An 11,800-nucleotide genomic window follows, 5' to 3' on the forward strand; every position below is an offset into this window, starting at 1 on the left:
TTTGAAATAACCGAAACACCGCTGCAGGGGTGTTTTCGTTTTCACATTATCTTATGCCTATGCCCAGTGTAGGTGAGTGCCTATTAAAATTTTTTCTTCCATAAAGTTCGTCCTATTTTTATTTAATGACTGGGACGGTTTCCGCTTTGGTCAGTTCTTGTAACTTAGCTGGTGCCAATACAATTTGCACACCGATTTTCCCGCCGCTGACCACGATAGACCTGAGGGACTGACAGCTGTCATCAATAAAAGTTTTATATTCCTTTTTCATGCCAATGGGCGAACAGCCCCCGCGAATATACCCCGTCCACTTTTGAAGGTCCTTTACCGGAAGCATGTCCAGGTTCTTTTCTCCAGCAGCTTTGGCAGCCTTTTTCAAATCCAATTCTTCCGCGACAGGGATGACAAACACATAAATGTTTTTACTTTGTGCTTGGGTTACTAGGGTCTTATAAACCTCCTTTGATTCTCTACTAATTTTCTCCGCAACCGAGATTCCATCAATTTTTCCATCTTTATTTTCATATGTAAGCATTTCATAATCGATCTTTTTTGCATCGAGTATGCGCATCGCATTCGTTTTTATCTGTGCCATTTATTCAAATCCCTCCACATTAAAAGCGTTCCACTTATGAAAATTATCATAACAGATTATCCGAAAATTACACAAAATCAACCAAATTCTGTCACTCGTTTGTCACTCTATGAATCCCTGTTTATAGTAAACTTAAATTAGAAAACTACTTGATATCAATAGAAATCAGGATGGGAATCACACTGTTTTTACCTAATTAAACTAACATGTGAAATATATCACAAATTTATTTTCATACTACATGTTCACATATTAATCCAAAATCACTCTTTTATACCAAATTAACTGAGGTGAAAGATCAATGAAATATGATTTAGTTTTATTACATGCACCAAGTGTTTATGACTTCAGAAAAAATGCCTTACTTGCTGGACCCATCAGTGATGTCGTTCCATCCTCACCCGTATTTGAAATGTATCCGATCGGTTTAACCAGCATTGCTGATTATTTAGAAAGATACGGACTGCGGGTCAAGATTATCAACATTGCCAACCGTATGCTCATGAGTGAAAAATTTGATGTTGAAAAAAAACTAAGGAAAATTAAAACAAAAGCCTTCGGGATTGACCTCCATTGGCTCCCGCATGCACACGGCAGTATTGAGCTTGCTAAAATTGTGAAGAGACTTCATCCGGATACACCGATCATGTTTGGCGGTTTATCGGCTACTTATTATCATAAAGAATTGATTGAATATCCATTTATTGATTTCGTTATGCGTGGTGATTCAACAGAAAAACTAACGCTATTGTTGATGAATAAGATCGAAGCAGGCAACACCCATTATGCCGACATTCCGAACTTAACGTGGAAGAAAGGCAGTGAGGTCGGCTACAATCCCCTTACCTACGTGCCAAAGGATTTGGATGATGTCGACGTGCCAGGCTACCGTTACACGATTCGCTCTGTGTTTAAGTATCGCAACTTCCTTGACCCGCTTCCATACAATGGCTGGCTCCAATATCCAAACACGGCGCTTTTAACCGCACGAGGCTGTACGCAAAACTGCTTAATCTGCGGCGGCTCCCGTGATGCCTATGATCAAAACTGCAATCGGAATTCGCTGGCACTGCGGTCACCGCAGAAGCTTGTCGAGGACATCCAGTTTATTTCACGATTTAGCCGGGCACCCATCTTTATCCTGCATGACCTTCGTCAAGGCGGCCGTGACTATTATCATGAGTTTTTCACCAGATTGAAAAAACTCAACTTAAAAAATGAGATTGTCTTTGAATTATTCCAATATGCAGATGAAGAGTATTTTAAATTAATCAATGACTGCGTTCCAAAATATAGTATTGAAATTACTCTAGAAACGCACGATGAAAAAATCAGACGCTATAACGGAAAGTTCAGCTGTACCAACCAAAAGGTAATTGATACGCTAAATTTTGCCTTAAAACATGGCTGTAAAAAAATTGACCTGTTCTTTATGGTGGGCATTCCAGGTCAAACGTATCAAAGTGCTGTGGAAAACATCGACTTTTGCGAAACGATTCATCTTTCTTGTCAAAAGGACCCAAGGATCTTTTACTTTGTTGCACCATTGGCACCATTCCTTGACCCTGCGAGTCCCGCCTTTGAACACCCGGAAATACATGGATATAAGAAGTATTGCCTGACACTTGAGGACCACCGCAAGGCGATTACGCAGCCATCCTGGAAGCATATGCTCAGCTATGAAACTAGGGATATGACACGGGATGACATTGTGAATTCGACCTACGAAGCGGCCGAAAGACTAAATGATTTTAAATTAAAATATGATCTGATTGACCAAGAGGGATACCAGGATATTAAAGAAAAAATTGAAAAATCAAGAGCCTATATTGAAAAAATCGATTATGTCCTTGCCCTGCCAGAGGATGAACAAGTGATCGAACTAGCCAACATTCAAAAGGAAATTGAAGAGTTAAATAAGTACAGCATCTGTGGGAAGAATGAATTAAAGTGGGAAGTACAGAAGAATTATGCCAACTTCTTTTCACTAGCGCTTGTCGGGATTGAGCAGCTGTATGAGGATTATGCAAATAAAGTTAGACATTTATTAAGTCCAAAACGTCGTGAACAGTACAAGCTTGAACCTGAACAGAGAAAAATGAAAATGTAATAGGAAAAGGTGTTGGGCATTTGCCCCAACACCTTTTAATGTCCGCCCAGATAAGCAGCTCTAATTTGATCGCTATTACTAAGTTCCTCAGCCGACCCGGCTGCAACAATTTTTCCTGTTTCAATGACATAGGCACGGTCAGCGATGGACAACGCCATATTCGCATTCTGTTCTACTAGTAGAATCGTGGTACCTGTTTTATTAATTTCCTCAATGATCCGGAAGATCGTTTTTACCAACAGCGGTGCAAGACCCATTGAAGGCTCATCTAATAATAAAAGCCGTGGTCTTGCCATTAACGCACGACCCATTGCCAGCATTTGCTGCTCACCGCCTGAAAGGGTTCCTGCTAGCTGCTTGCGGCGTTCCTCCAGGCGTGGAAATAGTTGAAAGACCTTAGCAAAGTCTTCGCGGATGCCCTTTTTGTCTTTTCGTAAATAGGCACCCAATTCAAGGTTCTCCTCGACTGACATATTCGAGAATACTCGACGTCCTTCAGGGACTTGAGAAATTCCCCGCTTGACGATGGATTGGGCAACCTTCCCGGCCACATGCTCATTGTCGAATAAAATTTCTCCATTTTTCGGCTTCAACAAACCTGAAATGGTTTTTAACAGCGTACTTTTTCCGGCGCCATTTGCCCCAATCAAGGTCACAATTTCCCCCTGATTGATTTCAAGAGAAACTCCCTTCAATGCATGGATATTACCGTAGTAGACATTGATATCATTAATTTTAAGCATTTAAGAGACCTCCTCGCCAAGATACGCTTCGATGACTTTTGGATTATTTCTAATTTGTTCTGGTGTTCCGTCAGCTATTAATTGACCGTGGTCAAGCACATAGATTCGTTCACATACACCCATGACTAGGAGCATATCATGTTCAATCAATAGAATCGTCAGGTCAAATTTCTCACGAATCAGCGCAATTAAATTCATAAGTTCCTCTGTTTCCTGAGGATTCATTCCGGCTGCCGGTTCATCTAGCAGTAAAAGCTTCGGATTAGCGGCAAGTGCCCTAGCAATTTCCAAGCGGCGCTGCTGCCCATAAGGCAAATTTTTTGCCGTCTCATGCATCACTTCATCAAGCTTGAAAATTTTTAAAAATTCAATTGCCTTTTCTTCCATTTCCCGTTCACCAGAAAAATGGGAGGGAAGGCGGAAAATCGAACTGAAGATAGAATGCTTCGCCAGAGAATGATAGGCTACCTTTACATTATCAAGAACAGATAGTTCACTAAATAAGCGAATGTTTTGGAATGTCCTGCTGATCCCTTTTTTGGTAATTCGATAGGGTGCAAGCCCATTTAGTTTTTCGCCATCTAAAGAAATGCTTCCTTCTGTCGGAACATATACACCTGTTAATAAATTAAAGAAGGTTGTCTTACCTGCACCGTTTGGTCCAATGAGGCCGACAAGCTCCCCTTGATTTAATTCCAAATTAACATCAGAGACAGCCTTTAACCCGCCAAATCGGATTCCCGCATTTTCTACTTTAAGCAACTGTGTTTTTTCTGTCATGCTGTACTCCTCCTTTAGCGGATTTGCCTATTTTAAAGACTGAGGTAATTTCTTTTGTGCCCATTAATCCTTGCGGACGATAAAGCATCATGACTACTAAGACTAAGCTATAGATGACCATCCGAATTTCTGGATAGCTTTGCAGATAGGTCGAAATAATCGTTAACAAGATGGCCGCAATGACCGCACCTGACATACTGCCCAACCCGCCAAGAACCACAAAGATTAAAATATCAAATGATTTCAAAAATCCAAAGTTAGTTGGCTGGATAATATAAAAGTTATGGGCATACAAGGCGCCGGCAATCCCTGCAAAAAAGGCCCCCAGTGCAAATGCCGTAACTTTATAATAGGTCGTATTAATTCCCATCGCATCGGCGGCAATTTCATTTTCCCTGATGGAAATACAAGCACGTCCATGTGTGGAGTTCGTGAAATTGGTAATAACTAAAACCGTTAAAATGACACAGCCAATCAGCCATGGCCAAGTTGTTAAATGCGAGACCGTCATCCCACTTGCGCCGCCAACATAATCAATATTTAAGAAGACAATCCTAACAATCTCGCCAAAACCAAGTGTGGCAATCGCTAGATAATCGCCTTTTAGCCGAAGTGTTGGGATCCCGATTATAAGCCCCGCCACCGCTGCGGCGATACCGCCTGTTATGAGTGCAACAGGGAATGGCAAACTCAATTTCATCGTTATAATGGCCGATGCGTACGCACCAACTGCTAAAAACCCAGCATGTCCAATTGAAAACTGTCCTGTAATCCCGATAATCAAATGCAGACTCACCGCTAAAATGATATTAATGCCAATAAAAAATAGGGTATTTACATAAAATTGATTTAATGTGCCGCCCACTATTAGGAATTGCATTACAACCGAAAAGACAACGGCTAAAACGATTGATGTCCAGAAAAACTTTGCTTGTTTAAAAATATTCATCGTAGAAGCCTCCCCCTAAACCTTTTCCCTGACATTTTTACCAAATAAACCGGCAGGCCGGAAAATTAAAATTAAAATAAGAACAATAAATGCTACACCATCACGCCATAGTGAGTATCCTGCCGCACTAACAAGTGATTCAATTACGCCTAATACTAAACCGCCTGCCATGGCTCCCGGGATAATCCCGATTCCGCCCAATACTGCGGCAACGAATGCTTTTAATCCAGGGATAATTCCCATTAACGGTTCAATCTTTGTATAATACATTCCAAAAATAACTCCAGCTGCACCAGCAAGGGCAGAACCAATCGCAAACGTAGCAGAAATGGTATTATTCACATTAATCCCCATCAATCTCGCGGCATCCATATCATGGGAAACAGCCCGCATCGCCTTGCCAATTTTCGTTTTATGGACAATAAATTGGAGAAGGACCATTAAGACAAGTGATGTGCCTAAGATCAAAATCGACTGGCCGCTAATTTTTACTCCAAAAATCTCTAAGCTTTTTAATGGAACTAACCCGCTCGGATAAGCTTCTGGCTGGGCGCCGCGGATATAAATGGTTCCATATTCGATAAATAGGGAGACTCCGATGGCTGTAATAAGCGCGGCAATTCTTGTCGCATTTCGCAGCGGCTTATACGCAATCCGTTCAATCAGCACACCGAAGATGGCGCACACCACCATTGAGATCAATAAGGCTGGGAAAAATCCTAAATGTAATATCGTAATAGAATAAAAACCAATAAAGGCCCCGACCATAAATACGTCCCCATGGGCAAAGTTGATTAGTTTTACAATCCCATATACCATCGTATATCCTAGGGCGATTAGTGCATAAATACTGCCCAAGGAAATTCCATTAACAAGCTGCTGTATAAATTCCATATGTCTTACACTCCTTTGGACGGTCATCAACGTTTCTTTTTTCATATGATTAAACAAGGTAGGCACGTTGGGAAACGTGCTTTTCTTTATGAAAGTGGAATAGGGAGACATTACGCTCCCTATTCCTTCGGCAAACTATAAGATTCGTCTAGTGAACTTACGGGTTAATTTTTGTTTTAAATTGTTGTTCACCATTTTTGTACTCAAGAATAACTGCCGCTTTGATTGGATCATGATTCTTATCAAGCTTCACTTTTCCTGAAACAAGTTCTAATCCATCTGTTTCTGCCAGTGCCTTTTGAATTTTCTTAGGGTCGCTGCTTCCAGCACGTTTAATTGCATCGGCTAGGAAGTAGACTGTATCATAACCTAGAGCTGTAAAGGCATCCGGAGACTTGCCATCGTACTTAGCTTTAAACGCTGTAACAAATTCCTGAACCTTTTTGTCACTATCACCTGAAGAATAATGGTTAGTAATAAATGTGTTATTAAGGGAATCTGCACCGGCGATTTCTACTAGTTTAGGAGAGTCCCAGCCGTCGCCACCCATGATTGGTACAGTAATGCCAAGCTCACGTGCTTGTTTAATAATTAACCCTACTTCTTCATAGAAGCCAGGAACGAATACATACTCTGGATTAGCTGCTTTAATATTGGTTAAAGTTGCACGGAAATCTGTATCCTTAGCAACATAAGCTTCTTCTTTAACAATTTTGCCGCCATTATCCGCAAATGACTTTTTAAATGAAGCTGCGAGACCTTTAGAATAATCGCTGGAGCTATCAATTAAAACAGCTGCGGTCTTAACTTTTAAATCATTGCTCGCAAAGTTGGCTGCAACCGTTCCTTGGAATGGGTCAATAAAACATGTACGGAAGACAAAGTCATTTAGCTTTCCATCTTTGTTCGTTATCGTTGCGTTAGTAGCAGTTGGTGTAATTAATGGAATTTTGTTATCTTGGGCAATTTGTACTTGTGCTAATGTATTGGTACTTGTTGCTGCACCGATCATCGCAGCAACCTTATCTTGCGTTGCCAATTTAATGGCGCCGCCAGTGGCTTCTGCCGCATCAGATTTATTGTCGACGGTGACTAATTTTAACTTTTTACCATCAATACCTTCTTTATTAATCTCTTCAATCGCCAGTTGAATTCCTTCTTTCGCTGACTGCCCATACGAAGCAACCCCTCCTGATAGTTCAAGGTTGGCACCAATCTTAATTTCGCCGCCCTTTTCACCATCACCGCTTGCACTTGAATTACATCCTGCCATTACCCCTGCTGCAACCATAAACGACATAAAGATACCAGCTAACTTCCTTTGTCTCATAATTTACCCCCTCTTATTTAAGAAAAATGTCCCATCCAACCTCGTCTAACTGTTTTAAAAAAAGATAATATTCTGAAAATATTGTACATTATAATAGGGAGTTAGTCTAGTCCTTATGCAAATTATTTTAAAATAATTTGTTTCAGCATGATTTATGGCTGTTTCTACAGCATAAACCTCATAAGGTTACCACCACCATCATGCAATAAATTTTTTATAAAAGTGGGTCTTCCCTTTAAATATTTTAGTTAAATACAATTCTTTTGTCTGCTAACGCAAAAAAGAGACTCCAACTAAGGAATCTCTAACCATAAAATATTATACTAATTCTTTGTTTTTTGTTTCTTTCCCTAATAGCAATACGGCAAAAGCCCCAATAAGCACGGAGATGCAGAAAATCATGAATATAGTGGAGAGGGAAATGTGCTTAGCCACTAGATTTCCTACGAGTAAGGGACCTAAGATTCCGCCAACCCGTCCGACTGCTGCTGCCATACCTGTACCGGTTCCGCGGATGATGGTTGGATACTGTTCAGGGGAGTACGCATACAGTCCGCCCCAAGCCCCCAGATTAAAGAAGGAGAGCAAAATTCCTGCTGTCATAAGCATAGTGGTTGTTTCAGCTGTTCCAAACAAATAGGCGCTGATGGCAGTACCAATCAGATAAACCACTAATACAAACTTTCGACCCAGTTTTTCAATCGCCCATGCCGCCGTGAAATAACCCGGCAGCTGTGCCAGTGTCATGATGAGCACATATTCGAAGCTTTTAATTAAGCTGAAGCCTTTCATAATCATGACACTGGGAAGCCATAAAAACATGCCATAATAGGAAAAGACCACACAAAACCAAACAATCCATAGCATCGCTGTTTGCCGCCCGTATTCCTTAGACCATAATTCCTTCAAACCTTGCAGGGCAGAAATTTTCTTTGCATCTTTCACCGCGGTAAAACGAGGAGAATCGGGCAGGCCCAGACGTAAGTACAAGGCATATAAGGCAGGGAGAGCACTGATAACTAGGGCAATCTGCCAGCCGAATTTCGGAATAATAAAATAGGAGATCACCGCTGCTACTAACCAGCCGACTGCCCAGAAACTTTCCAGTAATACGACAATTCTGCCGCGCTTATCCGCGGAAACACTCTCGGAAACAAGGGTGGAGGCAACAGGAAGTTCACCGCCTAGACCCGCTCCAATGATAAACCTAAATACCAAAAACATCGCTAATGACGTGGTTAAGGCAGACGCACCGCTGCCCACTGAAAATAATAATAAAGTAATAATAAAGACACTTTTTCTGCCAATTCGATCCGCCATTAAGCCAAAAATAAGGGCCCCAACGGCCATTCCAATTGAATTTATACTGCCAATCCAGCCCATTTGTCCTGGCGTTAAATCCCATTCTACCTTTAAGGCTGCAATAATGAAGCTAAGCATGCCCACATCCATGGCATCAAACATCCAGCCCATGCCGGCAACTCCCAGCAGCCTGCGCTCTGAAATTTCCTTACTATTTTTCATCTCCATCCCCCTAAGCTGTTACAGTTATGTACATTATTCCCCATATTTCCTTTATTTACGTAAGGGGCTTTAAACTATCAAACATAGTCTATTCTAACAACTGTCTTTACAGTTGTCATTACTTTATTAAAAAAGAGGATAAAAAAAGAGAGAATGCATGGAAGCATTCTCTCTTACTAGATTAATTATTTACCAGGAATCCATACGCCGTTAGCGTCTACCCAGTCACTGCCAATTCTTGTATTAGCAGCCATCGAACCGTTACTGTATAGGTAATACCATTTGCCAGCTAATTTTACCCAGCCAGTCTTCATAGCTCCACTGCCATCTAAATAGTACCATTTGCCAGCATCTAGTACCCAGCCTGTTTTCATGACACCATTCGATGCATGGTAGTACCACTTACCGCCAGATGATACCCAACCTGTTGCCATTTCACCATTAGCTTTAAGGAAGTACCAAACACCTTTTTCTTTATACCAGCCAGTTTTCATGACACCGCTATTTTGTAAGAAGTACCATTTGCCGCCGTCTAGTATCCAGCCCGTCTTCATGACACCATTAGCGTCAAGATAATATTTCTGACCGCCAGTTACTAACCAGCCTGTTGCCATTGCACCATTACCGTTTAAGAAATACCATTTTTTGTTAGCATCCTTATACCAGCCCGTTTTCATCGCACCGCTGTTATCAAGGAAATACCATTTTCCGGCATCTTGAACCCAGCCTGTTTTCATGATACCTGATGGTGAAGCAAGGTAATACCATTTTCCATTGACACTTACCCAGCCTGTCTTCATTGCACCTGTTGCTGGATCAAGGTAATACCATTTACCGCCATCATTTAACCAGCCAACAGTTGCTTTGTCGCCTTTAATGTAGTACCAGTTGCTTCCATCCTTTACCCAGCCATTACCGGTTAGCATTTTTCCGTCTTGGCCAAGGATGTAATAAGCACCTTTATATTTAATTAGACCAGTTTGCATAACACCTGTTTTTAGATCAAGGTAGTACCAAGTACCTTTAGGGTCCTCCAACCAGCCTTTTACAAAGTTACCTGACTTATCAATGTAATACCAATGGTTATCAATTAGCGTCCAGCCCATTGATTGAATGGTAACCGAAAATGGGGATTCATTCCCTTTATCATCGGCTACTACACCATTTAATCTTGTAATTCCCGCTTCACTAAGAATACTTTTCATGAAAATAACCGGCATAACCGAAGGAATCGTAAGACCAAGTCTTGTTCCCCAGTTTACGATTTTTTGGGTATCCAAAGTTGCTGTTTTATTTACAAATTTAACATCAGATAAATCATTATAAAAGCCTGAATTTCTTGCAAAAACAGATACTGTCGTTGCTGTATCAGATGTTACCTTTAATGATTCAAATAAGGCAGCAGGATCAACCGAATTCAAGACAATACTATATTTATTATTTTCTGTTTTACTTTTAATAGCTTGATAGTTTTTACCACTAGCAGTCAACGTTATTCCAGTTACGTTAATAGGAGTACCTTTAGAAAGAAATGCCTTTGTAGCTTTTAACGTGATTGATAAGTTTTCTTTTTTCGTACCATAATCAACTGTAACAGTTCCTTTTACCTGATTATTAACAGGGTATAAAAACTCACGAATGGTACTGATGGCTACACCATCTTGCTGAGCATCTAAGGCGCCCAATTTGTCAGCTAAAACTATTTCTACTTTATTGTTTACAACCGTAGTCGTTTTTGCAAAAAAATCTCCAAGCGTCCCTGCTAAGGAAATGCTTTTTGCACCATTTGGGGTTGTAATCGAAATCTTTTCAACCTTGTCGTTTTCTTTTAAATGTTTTTGGCTAACAAGATCATCAATATTAATACTAAGATTATTATTTGTGCTGCTTACCGGATAGTCTGTTCCATTAATGGTAATCGTTGCAGTATACGCTGTTGCTGCTTGCGCCACGTTCTGCGGAAGAACTGCTACCAAAAGTATGGAAAGAAAACTTATTACTGCCAGAATCTTTCTCACTGTCATCCTCCTACTGAAATTTTATCTGTTCCCTATCTTCTATTAATCTATAAAGCAACATTCTTATTTTACATAAAAATACCAATTATTACAATCGTTTAGACAAATTACGACAAAACTTTATTACAATTGTCCCATTGCTTTATTCATAAGGGCAGTCCGTCTCTGTTTTTTCATACTAGCATATTGGTCTTTAATAGACTCCGCTTCACTACCGCTATAACCAGCAGACTTCAACTCATTGACTAATGCATTATACACATAATTAAATGAAGCATCTGTACTAGATTCTAGTGATTTCGCCGCAGAAGTATATTTTGAATAGAAATAGAAATAAGAAATTTCCTCATGATTGGCCTTTTTTGTTTGATATTCACTCATGCCGTATGAAACTAATGAATTTATTTTGCCATTTGCCTGACCTTCTAAGTCTTCAAACGTCGGTTGATATTTCGCTATAATAGCCGCCGCCGATGGCTTACTCGTTTGTATGGGAGTGGGAGTGGCAGCGCTGTTACTATTCCCTTGTTTCACACTGGTTTGTTCTGTATTCGTCTGTGAAGGGGTTCCTGCCTGTCCGCTTACTTCAGCAGCCACAGTCGTACTTGCTCCCGCCTTGGTCGTTCCAGACGGAGAATCAGGCTTGCTCTCGTCACCCGGTAATTTGATCGTGTACTCTGTTTTAACGATTTCTTTAACCTTTGCATCAGCCGTTTTATATTCTTTTACATTAAGAAAATAATAAAAAGTTCCGCCACCCGCCACTAATACGAAAACGATCATACTTAAAATAATTTTCCACTTTTTCACGCCTGCTCCACCTTTTGTCTTTTCATTTATGCACTTTATTCACATTA

10 protein-coding genes are annotated in these 11,800 nt (G+C 40.5%); 1 reads left to right on the forward strand and 9 read right to left on the reverse strand.

Annotation, left to right across the window (positions count from 1 at the left end):
* Positions 1–118: 118 nt before the first annotated feature.
* On the reverse strand, positions 119–595 hold the full coding sequence (gene ybaK / locus AC4E8C_RS24320) for a Cys-tRNA(Pro) deacylase (protein ID WP_490209194.1): 477 nt from the start codon (positions 593–595) through the stop codon (positions 119–121).
* Between the two features lie 301 nt (positions 596–896).
* On the opposite strand from ybaK, the gene AC4E8C_RS24325 reads away from it, so the two are divergent.
* On the forward strand, positions 897–2,705 hold the full coding sequence (locus AC4E8C_RS24325) for a TIGR04190 family B12-binding domain/radical SAM domain protein (protein WP_490209195.1): 1,809 nt from the start codon (positions 897–899) through the stop codon (positions 2,703–2,705).
* Between the two features lie 35 nt (positions 2,706–2,740).
* Here the strand turns inward: AC4E8C_RS24325 and AC4E8C_RS24330 are convergent, their stop codons facing one another.
* From AC4E8C_RS24330 to AC4E8C_RS24365, 8 genes are all read right to left on the reverse strand, one after another.
* The gene (locus tag AC4E8C_RS24330; RefSeq protein WP_490209196.1) at positions 2,741–3,448 is read right to left on the reverse strand and encodes an ABC transporter ATP-binding protein; all 708 of its coding nucleotides are present in this window, start codon (positions 3,446–3,448) and stop codon (positions 2,741–2,743) included.
* Positions 3,449–4,228: an ABC transporter ATP-binding protein gene (locus AC4E8C_RS24335; protein WP_490209197.1), complete on the reverse strand. Its 780-nt coding sequence runs from the start codon at positions 4,226–4,228 to the stop codon at positions 3,449–3,451. It lies immediately after the preceding gene.
* The gene (locus tag AC4E8C_RS24340) at positions 4,203–5,177 is read right to left on the reverse strand and encodes a branched-chain amino acid ABC transporter permease (RefSeq protein WP_490209198.1); all 975 of its coding nucleotides are present in this window, start codon (positions 5,175–5,177) and stop codon (positions 4,203–4,205) included. Before AC4E8C_RS24340 ends, AC4E8C_RS24335 begins: the two co-directional genes overlap by 26 nt.
* 15 nt (positions 5,178–5,192) lie before the next feature.
* Positions 5,193–6,071, reverse strand: a complete 879-nt coding sequence (locus AC4E8C_RS24345; RefSeq protein WP_490209199.1) for a branched-chain amino acid ABC transporter permease — start codon at positions 6,069–6,071, stop codon at positions 5,193–5,195.
* A gap of 157 nt (positions 6,072–6,228) precedes the next feature.
* Positions 6,229–7,401 (reverse strand): ABC transporter substrate-binding protein, encoded by a 1,173-nt coding sequence (locus AC4E8C_RS24350; RefSeq protein WP_490209200.1) that lies wholly within the window; start codon positions 7,399–7,401, stop codon positions 6,229–6,231.
* Between the two features lie 318 nt (positions 7,402–7,719).
* Positions 7,720–8,925: an MFS transporter gene (locus AC4E8C_RS24355; RefSeq protein ID WP_490209201.1), complete on the reverse strand. Its 1,206-nt coding sequence runs from the start codon at positions 8,923–8,925 to the stop codon at positions 7,720–7,722.
* A gap of 185 nt (positions 8,926–9,110) precedes the next feature.
* On the reverse strand, positions 9,111–10,943 hold the full coding sequence (locus AC4E8C_RS24360) for an N-acetylmuramoyl-L-alanine amidase family protein (RefSeq protein WP_490209202.1): 1,833 nt from the start codon (positions 10,941–10,943) through the stop codon (positions 9,111–9,113).
* A gap of 123 nt (positions 10,944–11,066) precedes the next feature.
* Positions 11,067–11,753: a hypothetical protein gene (locus AC4E8C_RS24365; RefSeq protein ID WP_490209203.1), complete on the reverse strand. Its 687-nt coding sequence runs from the start codon at positions 11,751–11,753 to the stop codon at positions 11,067–11,069.
* Between the last annotated feature and the right edge of the window lie 47 nt (positions 11,754–11,800).

The sequence above is a fragment of the Neobacillus sp. SRL179 genome (genome assembly GCF_984799095.1).

Bases quoted from the DNA above. Each gene is read 5' to 3' on its own strand.
- ybaK (WP_490209194.1), bottom strand. From the start codon at position 595: ATGGCACAGATAAAAACGAATGCGATGCGCATACTCGATGCAAAAAAG.
- AC4E8C_RS24325 (WP_490209195.1), top strand. From the start codon at position 897: ATGAAATATGATTTAGTTTTATTACATGCACCAAGTGTTTATGACTTC.
- AC4E8C_RS24330 (WP_490209196.1), bottom strand. From the start codon at position 3,448: ATGCTTAAAATTAATGATATCAATGTCTACTACGGTAATATCCATGCA.
- AC4E8C_RS24335 (WP_490209197.1), bottom strand. From the start codon at position 4,228: ATGACAGAAAAAACACAGTTGCTTAAAGTAGAAAATGCGGGAATCCGA.
- AC4E8C_RS24340 (WP_490209198.1), bottom strand. From the start codon at position 5,177: ATGAATATTTTTAAACAAGCAAAGTTTTTCTGGACATCAATCGTTTTA.
- AC4E8C_RS24345 (WP_490209199.1), bottom strand. From the start codon at position 6,071: ATGGAATTTATACAGCAGCTTGTTAATGGAATTTCCTTGGGCAGTATT.
- AC4E8C_RS24350 (WP_490209200.1), bottom strand. From the start codon at position 7,401: ATGAGACAAAGGAAGTTAGCTGGTATCTTTATGTCGTTTATGGTTGCA.
- AC4E8C_RS24355 (WP_490209201.1), bottom strand. From the start codon at position 8,925: ATGAAAAATAGTAAGGAAATTTCAGAGCGCAGGCTGCTGGGAGTTGCC.